The organism is Streptococcus oralis subsp. oralis (genome assembly GCF_002096445.1).
Classification (GTDB): Bacteria; Bacillota; Bacilli; order Lactobacillales; family Streptococcaceae; genus Streptococcus; species Streptococcus oralis_N.
In genome coordinates, this window is record NZ_NCUK01000013.1 from 1,315,903 (window position 1) to 1,332,102 (window position 16,200).

17 protein-coding genes, 17 tRNA genes, 1 rRNA gene and 3 pseudogenes are annotated in these 16,200 nt (G+C 42.9%); 8 read left to right on the plus strand and 30 right to left on the minus strand.

Annotation, left to right across the window (positions count from 1 at the left end; genetic code table 11):
* Positions 1 to 38: 38 nt before the first annotated feature.
* Positions 39 to 908 (minus strand): cation diffusion facilitator family transporter, encoded by an 870-nt coding sequence (locus tag B7721_RS09800; protein WP_000074679.1) that lies wholly within the window; start codon positions 906 to 908, stop codon positions 39 to 41.
* A gap of 132 nt (positions 909 to 1,040) precedes the next feature.
* Between B7721_RS09800 and B7721_RS09805 the strand changes: the two genes are divergently transcribed.
* Positions 1,041 to 1,595 carry a TetR/AcrR family transcriptional regulator gene (locus B7721_RS09805; RefSeq protein ID WP_001126072.1) on the plus strand — a complete coding sequence of 185 codons (555 nt, stop codon included), beginning with the start codon at positions 1,041 to 1,043 and terminating at the stop codon, positions 1,593 to 1,595.
* A 26-nt stretch (positions 1,596 to 1,621) separates the two neighbouring features.
* On the plus strand, positions 1,622 to 1,954 hold the full coding sequence (locus B7721_RS09810) for a hypothetical protein (protein WP_000958143.1): 333 nt from the start codon (positions 1,622 to 1,624) through the stop codon (positions 1,952 to 1,954).
* Between the two features lie 35 nt (positions 1,955 to 1,989).
* Here B7721_RS09810 and pnuC read toward each other — a convergent pair.
* Positions 1,990 to 2,496: pseudogene (gene pnuC / locus B7721_RS09815) on the minus strand (nicotinamide riboside transporter PnuC); the annotation flags it as partial.
* 39 nt (positions 2,497 to 2,535) lie between these two features.
* Here pnuC and B7721_RS10415 point away from each other — a divergent pair.
* The 5 genes and pseudogenes from B7721_RS10415 to B7721_RS10145 form a co-directional block, all read left to right on the plus strand.
* Positions 2,536 to 2,886 (plus strand): annotated as a pseudogene (locus B7721_RS10415) (IS6 family transposase); the annotation flags it as partial.
* A gap of 24 nt (positions 2,887 to 2,910) precedes the next feature.
* Positions 2,911 to 3,231 (plus strand): annotated as a pseudogene (locus tag B7721_RS10420) (DNA replication protein); the annotation flags it as partial.
* On the plus strand, positions 3,224 to 3,481 hold the full coding sequence (locus tag B7721_RS09825) for a plasmid replication protein (RefSeq protein ID WP_001287840.1): 258 nt from the start codon (positions 3,224 to 3,226) through the stop codon (positions 3,479 to 3,481). The pseudogene B7721_RS10420 and the gene B7721_RS09825, both read left to right, overlap by 8 nt.
* A 12-nt stretch (positions 3,482 to 3,493) precedes the next feature.
* Positions 3,494 to 3,721 (plus strand): hypothetical protein, encoded by a 228-nt coding sequence (locus tag B7721_RS09830; protein ID WP_002879850.1) that lies wholly within the window; start codon positions 3,494 to 3,496, stop codon positions 3,719 to 3,721.
* Entirely contained in the window at positions 3,709 to 3,870 is a 162-nt protein-coding gene (locus tag B7721_RS10145; RefSeq protein WP_001062367.1) for a hypothetical protein, read from the plus strand. The genes B7721_RS09830 and B7721_RS10145 overlap by 13 nt, the downstream gene beginning before the upstream one ends.
* Before the next feature lie 224 nt (positions 3,871 to 4,094).
* Here B7721_RS10145 and B7721_RS09835 read toward each other — a convergent pair whose 3' ends face one another.
* The 10 genes from B7721_RS09835 to B7721_RS09885 all read right to left on the minus strand — a co-directional run bounded on the left by B7721_RS09835 (position 4,095) and on the right by B7721_RS09885 (position 13,297).
* Positions 4,095 to 4,895 carry an energy-coupling factor ABC transporter ATP-binding protein gene (locus tag B7721_RS09835; RefSeq protein ID WP_000103842.1) on the minus strand — a complete coding sequence of 267 codons (801 nt, stop codon included), beginning with the start codon at positions 4,893 to 4,895 and terminating at the stop codon, positions 4,095 to 4,097.
* A complete protein-coding gene (locus B7721_RS09840) occupies positions 4,882 to 5,718 on the minus strand; it encodes an ABC transporter ATP-binding protein (RefSeq protein WP_000343048.1) in 837 nt (278 codons plus the stop codon). The genes B7721_RS09835 and B7721_RS09840 overlap by 14 nt, the downstream gene beginning before the upstream one ends.
* On the minus strand, positions 5,694 to 6,485 hold the full coding sequence (locus B7721_RS09845) for an energy-coupling factor transporter transmembrane component T (protein ID WP_193431832.1): 792 nt from the start codon (positions 6,483 to 6,485) through the stop codon (positions 5,694 to 5,696). The genes B7721_RS09840 and B7721_RS09845 overlap by 25 nt, the downstream gene beginning before the upstream one ends.
* Positions 6,485 to 7,087: an ECF transporter S component gene (locus B7721_RS09850; protein WP_084852524.1), complete on the minus strand. Its 603-nt coding sequence runs from the start codon at positions 7,085 to 7,087 to the stop codon at positions 6,485 to 6,487. Before B7721_RS09850 ends, B7721_RS09845 begins: the two co-directional genes overlap by 1 nt.
* A gap of 444 nt (positions 7,088 to 7,531) precedes the next feature.
* Entirely contained in the window at positions 7,532 to 9,052 is a 1,521-nt protein-coding gene (locus B7721_RS09860) for an ABC transporter permease/substrate-binding protein (RefSeq protein ID WP_084878841.1), read from the minus strand.
* Entirely contained in the window at positions 9,045 to 9,773 is a 729-nt protein-coding gene (locus B7721_RS09865) for an ATP-binding cassette domain-containing protein (RefSeq protein WP_084878842.1), read from the minus strand. The genes B7721_RS09860 and B7721_RS09865 overlap by 8 nt, the downstream gene beginning before the upstream one ends.
* Positions 9,770 to 10,732, minus strand: a complete 963-nt coding sequence (locus tag B7721_RS09870) for a zinc-binding dehydrogenase (protein WP_084878844.1) — start codon at positions 10,730 to 10,732, stop codon at positions 9,770 to 9,772. Before B7721_RS09870 ends, B7721_RS09865 begins: the two co-directional genes overlap by 4 nt.
* Before the next feature lie 14 nt (positions 10,733 to 10,746).
* Positions 10,747 to 11,511 carry a nuclear transport factor 2 family protein gene (locus B7721_RS09875; RefSeq protein WP_084878846.1) on the minus strand — a complete coding sequence of 255 codons (765 nt, stop codon included), beginning with the start codon at positions 11,509 to 11,511 and terminating at the stop codon, positions 10,747 to 10,749.
* A 3-nt stretch (positions 11,512 to 11,514) separates the two neighbouring features.
* Positions 11,515 to 11,958, minus strand: a complete 444-nt coding sequence (locus B7721_RS09880; protein WP_084878848.1) for a MarR family winged helix-turn-helix transcriptional regulator — start codon at positions 11,956 to 11,958, stop codon at positions 11,515 to 11,517.
* Between the two features lie 145 nt (positions 11,959 to 12,103).
* Positions 12,104 to 13,297, minus strand: coding sequence for an O-antigen ligase family protein (locus B7721_RS09885; protein ID WP_025170970.1), 1,194 nt, complete (start codon positions 13,295 to 13,297; stop codon positions 12,104 to 12,106).
* Between the two features lie 270 nt (positions 13,298 to 13,567).
* Between B7721_RS09885 and birA the strand changes: the two genes are divergently transcribed.
* Positions 13,568 to 14,503, plus strand: a complete 936-nt coding sequence (birA, locus tag B7721_RS09890; protein ID WP_084878849.1) for a bifunctional biotin--[acetyl-CoA-carboxylase] ligase/biotin operon repressor BirA — start codon at positions 13,568 to 13,570, stop codon at positions 14,501 to 14,503.
* Between the two features lie 74 nt (positions 14,504 to 14,577).
* Here birA and B7721_RS09895 read toward each other — a convergent pair.
* The 18 genes from B7721_RS09895 to rrf form a co-directional block, all read right to left on the minus strand.
* A tRNA-Ser gene (locus B7721_RS09895) sits at positions 14,578 to 14,665 on the minus strand.
* Positions 14,666 to 14,671: 6 nt separating this feature from the next.
* Positions 14,672 to 14,745: transfer RNA gene (locus tag B7721_RS09900), tRNA-Ile, on the minus strand.
* Between the two features lie 33 nt (positions 14,746 to 14,778).
* A tRNA-Gly gene (locus tag B7721_RS09905) sits at positions 14,779 to 14,849 on the minus strand.
* Between the two features lie 16 nt (positions 14,850 to 14,865).
* A tRNA-Phe gene (locus B7721_RS09910) sits at positions 14,866 to 14,938 on the minus strand.
* 3 nt (positions 14,939 to 14,941) lie between these two features.
* A tRNA-Met gene (locus tag B7721_RS09915) sits at positions 14,942 to 15,015 on the minus strand.
* Positions 15,016 to 15,026: 11 nt separating this feature from the next.
* A tRNA-Ser gene (locus B7721_RS09920) sits at positions 15,027 to 15,116 on the minus strand.
* Between the two features lie 11 nt (positions 15,117 to 15,127).
* Positions 15,128 to 15,201: transfer RNA gene (locus B7721_RS09925), tRNA-Ile, on the minus strand.
* A gap of 13 nt (positions 15,202 to 15,214) precedes the next feature.
* Positions 15,215 to 15,288 (minus strand) — tRNA-Met (locus B7721_RS09930).
* Positions 15,289 to 15,293: 5 nt separating this feature from the next.
* A tRNA-Pro gene (locus tag B7721_RS09935) sits at positions 15,294 to 15,367 on the minus strand.
* A gap of 15 nt (positions 15,368 to 15,382) precedes the next feature.
* Positions 15,383 to 15,456, minus strand: a tRNA-Arg gene (locus B7721_RS09940).
* 11 nt (positions 15,457 to 15,467) lie between these two features.
* Positions 15,468 to 15,553, minus strand: a tRNA-Leu gene (locus tag B7721_RS09945).
* A gap of 7 nt (positions 15,554 to 15,560) precedes the next feature.
* Positions 15,561 to 15,632 (minus strand) — tRNA-Gly (locus B7721_RS09950).
* Between the two features lie 27 nt (positions 15,633 to 15,659).
* Positions 15,660 to 15,732: transfer RNA gene (locus tag B7721_RS09955), tRNA-Thr, on the minus strand.
* Between the two features lie 12 nt (positions 15,733 to 15,744).
* A tRNA-Leu gene (locus tag B7721_RS09960) sits at positions 15,745 to 15,826 on the minus strand.
* A 5-nt stretch (positions 15,827 to 15,831) separates the two neighbouring features.
* Positions 15,832 to 15,904: transfer RNA gene (locus tag B7721_RS09965), tRNA-Lys, on the minus strand.
* 24 nt (positions 15,905 to 15,928) lie between these two features.
* Positions 15,929 to 16,001, minus strand: a tRNA-Asp gene (locus B7721_RS09970).
* A gap of 2 nt (positions 16,002 to 16,003) precedes the next feature.
* Positions 16,004 to 16,076: transfer RNA gene (locus B7721_RS09975), tRNA-Val, on the minus strand.
* A gap of 29 nt (positions 16,077 to 16,105) precedes the next feature.
* Positions 16,106 to 16,200 (minus strand): 5S ribosomal RNA (rrf, locus tag B7721_RS09980); the annotation flags it as partial.

Sequence of the window (16,200 nt, forward strand, 5' to 3'; positions counted from 1 at the left end):
TAATCATTCTTCACTTTGTACTAATGATGCCCATGCCTCTACTCTAACTCTCTCACCTTCCGCCTATGTTGCGCATGATTGCTTTGACTGCTATCCACTTCAATAGTGATATTCTGCACGCCTCTTTCTTCTAAACATTGACGCACCACTTCTTTGGTCTCCATCATCTGCTCCCAGTCCTTGATACAAATGTGAACAATAGCATTATTCTCCAGACCATCCATGGACCAAATACTAAGTTGGTTAACACTTTTGACATTGGTCAGAGCCTCTATATCCTTCTCCAGATCACTTGTCTCGACCCCTTCTGGCACAGCATCTAGGAAAATCTTCAGTGCGCTCCAAAAGCGAGGAATGGCTTTCGACAGAATAAAGATAGAAATAACCAGCGATAAAAGCGGATCGAGGATATACCAATCTGTAAATCGGAGGATAATCGCCATTAGGATGACAGCCAACCAACCAAGAGTGTCTTCCAAAAAATGCAAGCTAAGAATTGACTCGTTCTTTGTCTTTCCTTTACGAACTACCAGACTTGCTAGCACATTGATAGCTACTGCAATGATTCCCAGCCAGAGGATACCTTTCTCATTAACGGGTTGCGGATGAGCAATCTTCGTGATATTTTCCAAAATCACTAGGACAGACCCTATCATAAGAATCACAGCCGTTAGCATGGCCCCTAAAAGACTAAAACGTTTGTAACCCAAGGTGTACTGCCTATCTTCCTCACGGTTTGAGATTGTTTCTAAAAGGGCTGAGATACCAATGGCTAGAGCATCTCCCAAGTCATGAACAGAATCAGCAAGAACTGCACTCGAACCAAAGATTCCTCCTGCGATAAACTCAACAATCGCATAGCTTAAATTTAAGAAAAAAGCTAACCAGATAGATGTTTTAGGACTCATTTCTCTCCCTCCTTTGGTATAATGGGTATATACATACTTCTTTCATTTGTATTATCTAATAAAATCCAAAGAAAGGATAGAAGCAAACTGTCAGTCCTGTTCAGTTCTGAACAGTTTGTATCAAGTGTCTATATGCCAAAAAGAGACCGTCGGGTTAGTAAGACTAAAAAAGCCATCTATCAAGCTTTTTTACAACTTTTGAACGATAAGGGCTATGATGCCACTACTGTTCAGGATATCATTGACCTAGCAGATGTTGGACGTTCTACTTTTTACTGTCATTACGAAAGTAAGGAACTCCTTTTAGATGAGCTCTGTCGCTACCTCTTTCATCATCTCTTTGAAAGGGAAGGACACTTTACTACCGAGGACTACCTCGCGCATATCTTTTTACATTTTCAGAAAAACCAGGACCATGTCACCAGTCTCCTTTTTTCCAAAAACGACTACTTCCTCCGCCAACTACACAAGGAACTCGAACACCACGTTTATCCCATGGTGGCGGGTGACTTGCAAGAGGCCTACCCAAACATTCCAGCCTCCTACCTCCAGCATTTTGTTGTGACGAACTTTATCGAGACTCTAACTTGGTGGCTAAAAAAAGGAAAATCTTATACCGAAGAGCAAGTGGTGAGATTTTACCTTGATGTAATGGAGATGACCTCTACAACTCCACTTGATAACTAAGCCTGTAACTCAGAAAGGAACCAACTATGTTAACTTCGATGATTCTAGGAATACTAACAATTGTACTAGCTCTCGCCTTCTCATTGCTTCACCTTGCTGCTGCTTTTTCAGCCATGAAACAAAAGAACTACAGTCTAGGAAATAAGTGCATCTTGGTCGGCAGTTGCCTCACTTCTCTGGCTCTAGCCATCTTTTACTTCGTCCCAGTTGCGACCATTCTTCTATGGATTGTGGGCTCGAGTATCGTCTGCTATGGAGCCTACTGGAACGGCCAACAGAAAGAAAAACAACATATCTCGCACCACATCGTTCGTATAACGACCGCTATTATCATTACGGTATTATTCATTTTGCTCTAACACAAAAAAGGATCATCTGATCCTTTTTTACTTTTTTAAGAGCTTTTTGCTGCCTTGCTCCACTGATACCACCCAACTAGACTATTGATGAGATAAATTAGGTATTTCCCTTGGATTTGCAGGCTTTCTCCCCACTAGAGATAGATTGAAAAGACATTGGTAGCTGCCCAGAATATCCATTGTTCACGGTAAACAGCTGTCATGAGGATTTGCCCAACCCCATTGGTCGCATCGGTGATGGAATCGCGATAAGGACGATTGGCTCCGATAGACTGATAAATGAACCCAAAGGCCAACCACCAAAGAACACTAATAGAAAGATACTTTGTCCAACCCTTGCCGTCTAGTTTACGTGCGACAAACTCTTGTTGTTCTTTCTTAAACTGGGCTTGATAAATCCAAACCAAGAGACCAATTGGCTGCATAATTGTAAAATAGAGAGTTGTTAAAACCTCACCATAGAAGCCTTTTTGAAGGGCAAGCACCAGATAAATGATGGAATTAATCAAACCAAATAGGTAGTTACTAGCACGACCTTCAGCTTCTCAAAGAGCAGAAAAAAGGTTAGTAAGGCTTGAGAGATGAATCATTTTAAAGGCAAACAATTCCAACAAGACGTCATCATTGTCGCTGTTGGTTATTACCTACGTTACAATCTGAGCTATCGTGAAGTTCAGGAATTGCTTTATGACCGTGGAATAAATGTTTGTCACACTACGATTTATCGGTGGGTTCAAGAATACAGTAAAATCCTCTATCATCTCTGGAAAAAGAAAAATAAACAGTCCTTCTATTCGTGGAAAATGGATGAAACCTATATCAAAATTAAGGGGCGTTGGCATTATCTCTATCGAGCGATTGATGCGGACGGTTTAACATTGGATATCTGGTTACGAAAGAAACGTCGAGCAGACGATAACAGCTATAAGTTAGAAGATACCGCCTATCAAGAAGATAAAGCACGCAAAGCAGAAACCGAAGATAAGCTAGCTATTGAAGCAATGAAAAGCAAGTACACCACGCTATTGCTAGAAAATATGTTGCTAAGTCCGTTTGAAATGCAAGATACAAAAATCATGGCAGAATTGCAAGTCCATGTTTACCCCCTCTATGACGAACTGAAAGAATTAAGAGGGCTAAATAGTGTTAAAGACCACTTGTCTTATGTTGCCAGCAGACGTGAAGAATATTCTAAGCATAATATCGCACGCTACCTCAAAAAAGTCATTGAACAATATCTACCAACGGTTAAAAGGCAGGACTTAAACCATGAGTGAAGACTTAAAAACGATCAAAGAGCTGGCGGATGAGTTGAGTGTTACAAAACAAAATATTCAATATCACTACCAAAGGTTACCAAAAGAATTACAGCTTAAAAGTTCCAATGGGTCTAATCTAATAAATTCTAAAGCAGAAAAAATAATTTTAGGTAAAGTAGAAAGTAGTAGCAAATCAAATACCAAAGACCAACAAATAAGTAGCAAAGACCAACAAATAGAAAAACTAACTAATTTGTTAGACCAGTAACAACGATTAGCCTTGCAAGATAAAAAGTTGCTAGAAGAATACAAGGCGGAAAATGATAACTTAAAAGCCCGCAAAATGCCCTCACAGGAAACAGAATTCAAACACTTAGACAATCAATATAAAGATGAAGTGAACGCTCTTAAAGAGAAGTTGGAAAATTTACAGGAACAAATCAAAGATCAAAAAAGGATAGAAGAACAAGAAAAACCAATAAAATGGTGGGGACTATGGCGAAAATAGATGATTCAGTTAAAAAGAAAGTTCCAGAATTGCGATTTAAAGGATTCACGGATGAATGGGAACAGCGTAAGTTGGGAGACGAAGTTCGAATAGTGATGGGACAGTCTCCTAATTCAGAAAATTATACTGATGATCCTAATGGACGCTAAAAATGCGAAGACCTATGAAGACCTATTTTGTATTAGTCAAACAAAAAATCCAAAAGAAATGGTATATGATTATGACCATGAAACAAAGTAAAATCAAACCGAGTGATCTGAGGAAGCACCCGATGATCATGAAACGTTATTAAACACAAAAGTCACCCATGTGAGTTTTTGCCAGAAGCTGAAGTTAATCCTTCAACCTGGAAAACCCGCAGAGGTGACTTTTTCTATACATCTCGATTTTTCTGGCAATAATCATTAACCGATAAATATGTCTGTGAATCACCCAGCGACTCCGCTATGTCCATAATCCGCGGTGGTAGTAATCCCACTCGCTGGACAAGTTCGTGATTGCTGAACAATTCCCGTGGACTGCCGGCGAAGCCAAACTTCCCGTGTTCCATAACATACACCGACTCAAACTCGGCGGCGACCCAATCCATGTCATGGGTGATGGTCACAACTTGGTGGCCCGAATCAGCCAACTGATGGAAAATTGCGGTCAACTTGCGCCGGCTTTCCCAATCAAGCGACATCATCGGCTCATCAAATAAATAAATCGCCGGATCCACTGCCAAAACTGTGGCAACGCTCAACAGCTTGCGTTCCGACAATGACAGGTCATATGGACTTTCAGCTGTTTTATCATCCAAGCCAACTCTTTTTAGAGCCGCTAAAGCCCGCCTCGTAATCGTGTCGTGGTCATCCATGACCTGCGCGACATTCCACTCCACCTCTCGTTGAACGGTCGGGTTGAAAAGCTGATCGTCAGGATTCTGAAAAGTAATCCCAACCTTCAGTAACTTTTCGACTGGTTTAAGATCATTAAAATTTTCTCCATCGATCTTAATCACACCGGTTTGTGGTGTCAGCAAACCCGTCAACAATTTGAAGAGCGTTGATTTGCCGGCACCATTTTGGCCGACAATCGCCACCATCGGATCGGTGAAGTGTTTGTCTTCAACATCCAAGCTAAAGGACCGTTCCGGATAAGTGAACGACAGGTGGATCAGTTCAATTGTGGACATAACGAACCTCCTTCAGATCAGCGTAATTCACCGGATACCGGCCATCAGCCAAGTGCCAATCCATTTTTTGAGCAAGTTGCTGGATTGTCGGGGCTGGAATCTGCCAGTCAGCTGCCAAATGATTAAACACCTCACCCGGCCTGCCCTGGGCTACCATTTGACCCTCGTGCAGCACCCACACAACGTCGGCGACTTCGCACAAATCGTCAATTTCACTGGTGACAATGAAGACAGTCGTCTCTTTGACTTGGGCCAGCCATTGGAAAAATTGCCGGCGGCCAAGGGGATCCATCTCACTGGTCGGATCATCCATAATCAAAACAGCCGGATTAGCCACAATCGCCGTGGCAATTGCCAACCGCTGGATCTGACCACCGGAAAGGCTCTCGGGACGCAAATTCAGCTGTTCAATCAGCCCCATTTGCGTGGCAACTTCTTCAACCCGTTTTTGAATCAGTCCTTCAGCCATTCCCTGATTAATCAAGTCAAAGGCGATTTCATCGGCAACCGTGTCTGCCAACCCGCTTAGTTGGCCAGCTGGATTTTGCAGTACAACTCCATTCATGGCATTATAAACAGGCCAATTGTCAGACACTCGCTGGCCAAACATGTGCCAATCGCCCTCAATCTCAGCAGACACAATTTTGGGAATGACCCCTGCCAGCACACGGCACAAAGTCGATTTGCCGGAGTGGCTATTCCCGATAATCCCAACCACCTGGCCGGTATGAACCTCCGCGTTAATCTGACGCAGTTGTGGTTGCTCAGTACCCGGATAACGGGTGGTCAAATTTTCAATTACAATCCGTTTATCTTCGTCCATATCTTCCACCCAATCAATAAAATTGCCAATCCAGTCAGACCAATGTGCAGCGTCCGCGACAGGCGATACACGCGCTGGGAGGTTCTGACAGTCCGGTTGAGATTATCAAAACCTCTCAGTTGGAGAGAAATCGACCGCGTCATCGATTGATCCAAGGTCTTAATCACCAATGGAATTAGAACCGGCAGGACTGACTTTAATTTCTGAATCAACGTTTTTTGCGGATTGGTTCCGCGAACTTTTTGTGCCTGCTGGATTTTCCGCATATTGCGCATCATTTCCGGCAAAATATAACACACCGACATCAGAACGTAGACGGTTTTATAAGACAATCCGGACAGTTCCAAATAGGCCGCGTTTTCTGAAATACTCGTGGTCACCATAAAAAAGCCACTGGTCAAAATAATCACCAATACTCGACAACCCAGAGTGGTGGCGTAAATCAGACCCTCTTTGTAGAACGACACCCCAAGCACAGAAAACAGCACAGTTTGATTCCGACTGTAAAATAACCCTTGGATGATCAGCATGGTGCAAATCAGAAACAGGCTGAATCCCAGCGCCTTAAAGGTGGTAGAACTCAATTTGGAAAATAACAATAGCAGAGTTGCGACAAGAATTAATCCGGCCTGAAGCAATAAATTCATACTGGCAAAGCTCAACAACGTCATGTCCAAGATGAACAAGAGCTTAGTAATCGGATCGATCAACTGGTACCACTTGAGCTTGACCCGTGGCGCTCCAGAAATCAATGTTTTATCAGTCATCATTTATCATCGCTAAAGAAGTGCACCATCCGCTTCGGCAGCTGACGATAGATGAAGAATGCCAGGTAGGCCACGCAGACTTTATCCAAAATATCCAAGACAAACTCATCGATAAATGAGGCCAGCCACACTGGTACATGATTGGCGACCATTACCGCAAACAATGAGTCACCCCAAGCGATACCGGTCTGACCACCCCAAAAGATGACGTTGAGTGGCGTTGAAATGACAGCTGAAACGATGGCAATAATAATAGCAGAAACAAATACTCGTCGCGCTGACGAGAACCACCCATTGGCGTGCAAAACTCCGACAGCAATCCCAATTCCGATGCTGGTAATCGCATACACGGTTGAAATTGGCGATAAGGTCAGCCCATAGATCACGTTGTTGATGAAACCACTAATGGCACCGGCAACCGGCCCAGCCAACATGCTGGTAAGAAAGGTTCCCAAAGACCCCAGCCAAACGGGCAACTTTAACCCCTCCGCCAAGGCTTTGGCAACATAGTTAATCCCCACGGCAGCGGGAATCAAAGTCATGGTGGCAGCACTTAACTTAAATTTCCACATACTGGTACGATGAATCGGTTCTGTTTTCATAATCTTCTCCTTTTGTTTTTAAAGAGCCGTGTCTGGATAGACTTTCGGACGCAACGCTCTATTATATATTTACTGAACTGTCTATACACAAGATTTCCATCCTTAGTCGACATGAGTTGGAAATCCTTATTTGTTAAGTAGTTCACAACACATTATACACCTATTATCTGAATAGTCAAGTGTATTTACAGTAAAAATCTAGAAAATCCTGAAAATTTCCTCTTATACTCTTCGAAAATCAAATTCAAACTACGTCAGCGTCGCCTTACCGTACTCAAGTACAGCCTGCGGCTAGCTTCCTAGTTTGCTCTTTGATTTTCATTGAGTATTATTTTCCATTTTAAATGACATTTAGTAACTCTAATATCAAAAAAGCCCAGACAAGATTGTCTGAGCATTTTTCTATATGGTCGTTTAGCCAAAGTTGAGTTTGCTATTCTCAAGCTATTTCTTCAACAAACCTTGTTCTTGTAGAAATTCTTTGGCTACTTGTTCTGCTGACTTGCCTTCAACACCGACTTGGTAGTTGAGCTGGCTCATCTGGCTTTCAGTAATTTTACCAGCTAATTTATTGAGAACTGTCTCCAACTCAGGATGTTTCTTGAGAAGAGCTTCTTTCATTAGTGGAGCCCCTTGATAAGGTGGGAAGAGTTGTTTGTCATCCTCCAAGACCTGTAAATCATAACGCGCTAACTCTGCATCGGTTGAATAGGCATCCGTGATTTGAATATCGCCCGACTGAATTGCCTGATAGCGAAGGGCTGGCTCCATGGTCGCCACATTGAGATTGAGACCATACATTGACTGCAAGCCTTTATTTCCATCTTCACGGTCATTAAACTCGAGTGTAAAACCTGCCTTCAGCTGCTCTTCCACTTTTTTCAAGTCCGAAATGGTCTTCAAGCCATATTCTTGAGCAATCTTTTTCGGAACAGCTACAGCGTAGGTATTTTGATAAGACATAGGTTTGAGATAGGCCAGATGATCCTGTTTGGCAATGCCATCACGCGCCACTTGATAAACCTGTTCTGGCTCATGACCTACTTTAGGTGCTGGTTGAAGCAAACTTTCAGTCACCGTACCAGTAAATTCAGGATAGATATCAATATCCCCTTTTTTCAGAGCTTCATAGAGGAAGCTTGTTTTCCCAAAATTCGGTTTAACAGTCGCAGTCATACTGGTATTTTCTTCAATCAAGAGTTTATACATATTTGCCAAAATTTCTGGTTCAGGACCCAATTTCCCAGCAATAACTAAATTTTCTTTCTCTTTTTGAGTCAAAAGAGCTGGACTATAAGATAGACCGAGCAAGACCGTCACCAAGGCAAAACCAGCAAAAATCGTCCGCAATTTCGCTTTTTCCATCACTTTTAGTAAGAAGTTAAAGGCAATGGCTAGCACTGCAGAAGAAAGTGCCCCAATCAAAATCAGACTGGCATTATTACGGTCGATTCCTAGAAGGATAAAGGATCCCAGCCCCCCTGCACCAATCAAAGCCGCCAAGGTTGCCGTACCGATAATCAACACCGCTGCTGTCCGAATACCTGACATAATGACAGGCATGGCAAGTGGAATTTCAAACTTCTTGAGACGCTCCCACCTGGTCATCCCAAAAGCAATCCCAGCCTCTTGTAGACTTGGATCAATTCCCTTTAGCCCAGTGATGGTATTTTGCAAAATTGGGAAAATCGCATAAATCACTAGTGCTGTCAAAGCAGGCAAGGTTCCAATTCCCATCAAGGGGATAAAAAGTCCCAATAAGGCCAGAGACGGAATGGTCTGGAAAATCCCTGCAATCTGCAAGACCCAGTCCGCCAACTTCTCATGATAGCGAAGATAAACAGCCAAAGGAATAGCGATAAAAATAGCTAGTAACAAGGTCAACAGTGACAACTGCAAATGTTGAGATAGTGCTGTTACCCAGTCACCAAAACGATCCTGAAAAGTTGATATCAAATTAGTCATGAACACTACCTCCAAACAAGTCTGCTACAAAGTCCGTGGCTGGCGCTTTTAAAATCGTCTCGGGATTCGCCACCTGACGAATCTCTCCATCCTGCAAAACAGCAATACGATCACCTAATTTCAATGCCTCATCCGTATCATGAGTGACGAAAACAGTTGTCATTCCAAACTCTTTATGCAATTCTTTCGTCAGAACCTGCAACTGTTTTCTCGAAATAGCATCCAAAGCCGAAAAGGGCTCATCCATAAGCAGAATCTTAGGCTGACCAATCATGGCACGGACAATGCCGACCCGTTGCTGTTCTCCACCAGATAATTCACTCGGAAGTCGATTTCCATAGTCAGCTACCGGTAAACCAACCTTAGCCAAAAGCTCTTCTGTTTTCGTCGCTATTTCTTCCTTACTCCACCCCTTCATCTCAGGAATGAGAGCAATATTTTCTGCCACTGTTAGATTGGGAAACAGAGCAATGGCCTGTAAAACATAACCAGTAGAAAGACGAAGTTCCCGCTCGTCATAGTCTTTGATGCGCTTGCCATCCATGTAAATATTTCCATCAGTCGGTTCCAAAAGGCGGTTAATCATCTTAATCATGGTCGTCTTACCGGATCCAGAAGGTCCAACTAAAACCATAAATTCCCCATTCTCAATCCGTAAATTGACATCTCTCAAAACATCTTTTTCTGTGTAGCGTAGCGCTACATTTTTATATTCAATCATTCTTTGTCCTCAATTTTTACGATAACCTTGCCAAAAGATTGGCTACTTTCCAGATAAGCATGCGCATCCTGGATTTGTTCAATAGAAAATACTTTTTCAGGTCGTACATCTACCTGATAACGCTCTACAAAGTCCACCAAAGCTTGAAGCTTGCTTTGAGACACATTACCAGAAGCAAAGGTTGTTAAGTAGAGATTACGATAAAGCATTTCGATCGGGTCAAAGTCTGGAATAGTCCATTGACCGCCCAGCAAGCCACAAGAACAGATGATACCACCATCTGCCGTCCGAGCAAATGTATCAAAAATAGCACTCGGACCGACAAGATCCAAGACCTTGTCAAACTGCTCTTCCGTTTGCAAGACACCGTCCTTGTCCAAAATCACCTGGTCAAATCCTGCCTCTTTTAATTGCATTTCCTTGCTCAGACTACGGCTACTTCCCGCTAGATAGACATTTGGAAATTGCCCCTTGAGAAGTTTTGCAAAAGCAAGCCCAACACCACTCGTCGCTGCTCGAACCAGAACTCGGTTTCCCTCTTCAATCTTGAGATTGAAATAAGAGCCAAATGCTGTATAGTAGGTTTCAGGCAGAGCGATTAAACTTTCCAAAGCAAGCCCTGTCCTCACAGGATAAACCTGTTCATCTGGTAGCAAAACATACTCAGCATAACCACCATCAAAAGCGCGCCCCATTTCTCCCATTATGGAGATGACTTGCTGCCCGACCTGCAAATCGGGACGATTGGTCTCCTCTACAAGTCCCACACATTCAATTCCTAAAATCCGTGGGAATTGAACGGACGGTGATAGTCCTTGACGAGTAAAAATCTCGCTATGGTTGATTCCAAATCCTTGCACCTTGACCAAGGTCCAACCTTCTTTAACAGTCGGTTTTGGAACTTCCACAACCTGCAGAACTTCTGGTCCCCCAGCTTCCTTGACAAGCACAGCTTTCATCTTAGTATCTCCTTTTAAAACTTCCCTCGGTTGGTCAAGTCTTCTACCTTAGGCATAACTTCCTTATTATCCCAATGCTCCACAATCAAGCCATTCTCCAAACGGAAGATATCGTACTGGGCATAGGCAACTCCATCAATCTGAGTCTGCCCATAGCTAACCACATAGTTTCCTTGTCCCAAAAGCTGGAAAACAAAGTCGAAAGTAACACCATGTTCAGCCACATAATTTTTATAGGCCTGATTTCCTTGTCCAATCTCATGATTATGCTGAATCAAATCTTCTGCCACATAATCATTCCACTGCTCTAGTTTGCCGTTTTGAAAGATTTCTGTCAAGAAACGACGGACTAACTTTTTATTTTCTGCTGTCTTATCCAAATCTGTGATTTCAAAATCACCAAAAATCTGGTCTAATTGGCCGTTTTCAGGTGTTCGATAGTAGTCAATAACATCCCAATGTTCTACGATACGACCATTCTCATCCGCACGGAAAGTATCTGTCGTCACCCATTGAGCTTCCCCGCCATTGGGATATTGATGAACATGAACAAAGACAAGATTGCCATCCTCAATATTACGGACAATCTTCATCTCACGCTCGGGATGGCGCTCAAAGAAATTTGCAAAGAAAGCCGCAAACCCTTCTTTCCCATCTGGCACTCCTGTCGAGTGTTGAATGTAGGTATCTCCTACAGATTGGGCCTGAGCCTCAGCAACTCGTCCATCTTGAATAGCATGAATATATAGATTTTGGGCATTTTCAACTTGTTTTGACATGATTTATTCCTCATTTGCTTTCTCTTTCAGATTGTCCAAAATGCGTTCCTGATAACTTTCAAACTGGCGAATTTCTTCCTCAGTGAAACCTTTATAAAAAATAGTATCCAGTTTTTGACTAATACGGAGGCCCACTTCTTTCTGAGACCAACCCCGCTCTGTCAACTTGACATACTTCTTTCTCTTATCTATTCCACATGGGCTAATGATGACCAGATTTTGCTCCTCAAGTTTCTTAATCATGGTTGTGAGCGTATTGTTGGTGAGACCAGTCGCAAGTGCAATATCTGTCGCCGTAGCGCAACCCGTTTCACTCTTCCATAACACCGTGAGAATCTTTCCCTGTTCACTCCGATAAAGAGCCTCAGGATCCTGACTCAGTAACTTTTGAAAAATCCGCCCATTCAACAAACGAATATGATGGGCTACTAAATGACTATCTTTCATGATCTCTCCAATTTATTTCTATATCGAATTGTTTTTTATTGTAACACCTCTCGTTCCATCTGTCAACTATTTCGATTTAGAAATAATTTTCACCAACAAAAAAAGACCTCCTACCTAGAGTAGAAGATCTTCACTATTTATTAACTTAATCTGTCATTTCGGACACCAGTGTTCGATGTTCCAGTGGTAGACTGCACATAACCAGCAAGAAGATGAATCCTGACTGTACCCAGAAGAGAGCCAAGTCAAAAATTCCATGTACAGCAACTACTGTAAGGAAGGAGAGATAAAGACCGATAATTGGTCGTTTACCAGACTCCTGACTCATATCCATCATCATGTGAACCGGTATAACCGAAGAAATGGATAGGAGAATGGTTCCAATCAGACCATAACTTAAAATAGTATCGATGTAAAGACTATGCGCGTGTTCGTGGTAAGGTGCATGGATTCTCGGGAAAGAATTCATATAGGTCAGTGGACCCTCACCCCAAATCGGATTTTGCTTGAACAAAGTCATACCCGCATTCCAGATTGAAACACGCTCCTCCATTGAAGAATCTAGCGTTCCCATACGGACACCCAAATCGCTTGAGAAGAGGAAACAAAGGCCAATCCCGAAAACACCAATACTGAGCCAGAAGGCACGCCAGTTTTTAATAGTTGTAAAGAGATAAATGATGGCACCAGCAATGATGGCAGGAAAAGCTGTTCTATTTTGCGTAAAATTCAAACCAAATAGATTCACAAAACCTGCTAGCACACAAAAGACTTTCAACCATCTTAACTTCGTCGTTGTAAAGAGGTAAAAGGCAATCATGATACAGAAGCAACAAATAATTCCATAGTAGTTAGGATTAAAGAAGGTCACCTCTGCACGGTTCTGGTGCCATACTTGCATATTGGGCGAAAGAAAGGCATAGTTAAATTTCTTTACAATTTGGAAATGCTCCAAAGTAGCAAAAACAGCAGAGAGCACACTACCAAACAAGATTGTCTGCAGTATCAGTCGAAAGAAAGCATGTGTCAGACGTTTCTGGTAGAAGCTAAAGAAAATGAGGAAGAGAAACATCAGTAAAGATGCAACCAACCCAAGCCAGTTCTTGGCGACGATAGAGATGATACTACTGTAGGCAATAAAAAAGAGAAGTACAGGATGTTTGGCCAATCCTTTGATAATTCCCTTCATCTCCCCAGTAACAAGTAAACCTATCAAATATAAAGCAAAGAGGGCTAAGAACAAATAAAAAGGTAAAAAGATACTTATGATCATCAAATACAAAAAGAAATCTTTTTTCGAAAGCCCTCTTATCTTATCCAGTAATCCAATTGATTTCAAAACGGATCCTTTCTGTTCTGGATTTCTCCAGAAGATAAATGCTAAACTATCTTTATATTCTACCATTTTTTCCGTCATTTGGGAACAGTGAACACGCTACCAAAAAGAAAAAATCAGTGAATATTTAGAAAAATTTTTAAGGAGAGAAATTTTACAAAGCAATTATTGCTCCCCTACAACTATTCATTTCCCTAAATTAAAGAAAGCTGTGGTAGAATAAAAGAAAGCTATAAAAATCACTATAGAACAAATCTGTATAAAGGAAAATCAATGAAATCACACCAACTAGTCTACCAAATATTAGCTAGAGAAAACGATTATGTTAGCGGAGAAAAAATCGGAGAAGAACTGAATTTAAGCCGTACATCTATATGGAAAGCGATTCAACGTCTTCAACAAGAAGGCTTAGAAATTGACAGTATCAAAAATAGAGGCTACAAACTTATTCAAGGCGATTTGATATTGCCTGATTTGATTCAAGAGAACACCAACTTAACCATTCGCTACAAACCTGAGACCAAATCAACCCAAACAGATGCAAAAGAAGGGATTGAGGCTGGAAACCAAGGAAACACACTCTATCTTTCAACCTGTCAAACAGCAGGCCGCGGCCGCTTTCAGCGCCCCTACTATTCTCCATCTCAGGGGGGAATCTATATGTCCCTGCATATTCAACCAAACCTTCCCTATGAAAAACTCCCATCCTATACTCTCCTGGTTGCTGCTGCAGTCTACAAAGCCATTAAAAATCTAACTATGATAGAAGTAGATATCAAATGGGTAAATGACATCTACTTTAAAAATAAAAAAATAGCAGGTATCCTCACTGAAGCGATGACATCAGTTGAGACAGGCTTGGTTACAGATGTCATTATCGGACTGGGTATAAATTTTTCTATAGCAGACTTCCCAGATGACCTAAAAGAAAAAGCAGGCAGCCTATTTATGCCACCTGCACCAATTAGTCGTAATGAGCTCATCAGCGAAATATGGAATTGTTTCTACAATACGGATTCAGATGAACTACTTTATATCTATAAAGAAAGATCAATCGTTCTTGGAAAAGAAGTTACCTTCCAGCTAGATGGAAAATTGAATAAAGGTCTTGCAAAAGAAATCTCAGAATCTGGTCAACTTCAAGTCGAACTTGCAAACAAACATACTATCTGGCTAAATAGCGGAGAAATATCACTAACAAGTTGGTAATAAACAAATCCCCCTTCTAAATCGTTAAAAGGGGGATTTACATACAAAAAAAGAGCCTAGCAGCTCTCAACTTACGGAGAATGGGGGATTCGAACCCCCGCGCCGGTTACCCGACCTAACGATTTAGCAAACCGTCCTCTTCAGCCTCTTGAGTAATTCTCCTATTAATGGGCACGAGTGGACTCGAACCACCGACCTCACGCTTATCAGGCGTGCGCTCTAACCACCTGAGCTACGCGCCCAAGTTTAAAAACTTGGTATGAACTTTCGTTCAAAGCGGGTGACGAGAATCGAACTCGCGACAACAGCTTGGAAGGCTGTAGTTTTACCACTAAACTACACCCGCTTAATAAAACAAAATATGGCGCGAGACGGAATCGAACCGCCGACACATGGAGCTTCAATCCATTGCTCTACCAACTGAGCTACCGAGCCAAATTGCGGGAGCAGGATTTGAACCTACGACCTTCGGGTTATGAGCCCGACGAGCTACCGAGCTGCTCCATCCCGCGTTAATATAAAAAGGAGGATGTGGGATTCGAACCCACGCACGCTTTTACACGCCTGACGGTTTTCAAGACCGTTCCCTTCAGCCGGACTTGGGTAATCCTCCATTATTTACAATGGACCTTGTAGGACTTGAACCTACGACCACTCGGTTATGAGCCGAGAGCTCTAACCAGCTGAGCTAAAGGTCCAACAAGATCAATATAGCGGCGAAGGGGATCGAACCCCCGACCTCCCGGGTATGAACCGGACGCTCTAGCCAGCTGAGCTACACCGCCATGAATCGGGAAGACAGGATTCGAACCTGCGACACCTTGGTCCCAAACCAAGTACTCTACCAAGCTGAGCTACTTCCCGCGTTAAATAAAAAAATGCACCCTAGAGGAGTCGAACCTCTAACCGCCTGATTCGTAGTCAGGTACTCTATCCAGTTGAGCTAAGGGTGCTCATCATTATATGCCGAGGACCGGAATCGAACCGGTACGATCGTTACCAATCGCAGGATTTTAAGTCCTGTGCGTCTGCCAGTTCCGCCACCCCGGCCTCTCTAAGCGAACGACGGGATTCGAACCCGCGACCCCCACCTTGGCAAGGTGGTGTTCTACCACTGAACTACGTTCGCATCGACCTCTTATTCTATATAAAAAAATGCCGGCTACATGACTTGAACACGCGACCCTCTGATTACAAATCAGATGCTCTACCAACTGAGCTAAGCCGGCTACTTTCTATTATGCGGGTTAAGGGACTTGAACCCCCACGCCGTTAAGCGCCAGATCCTAAATCTGGTGCGTCTGCCAATTCCGCCAAACCCGCAAATATGACCCGTACTGGGCTCGAACCAGTGACCCATTGATTAAAAGTCAATTGCTCTACCAACTGAGCTAACGAGTCTAAAATAACTTCCGTTATCTTAAACGGTCCCGACGGGAATCGAACCCGCGATCTTCGCCGTGACAGGGCGACGTGATAACCGCTACACTACGGGACCTATGGGAGTTAACGGGATCGAACCGCTGACCCTCTGCTTGTAAGGCAGATGCTCTCCCAGCTGAGCTAAACTCCCAAAAAGGAAGTCTCTAAACTTCCTATTCTGCTAAGCGACTTCCATATCTCACAGGGGGCAACCCCCAACTACTTCCGGCGTTCTAGGGCTTAACTGCTGTGTTCGGCATGGGTACAGGTGTATC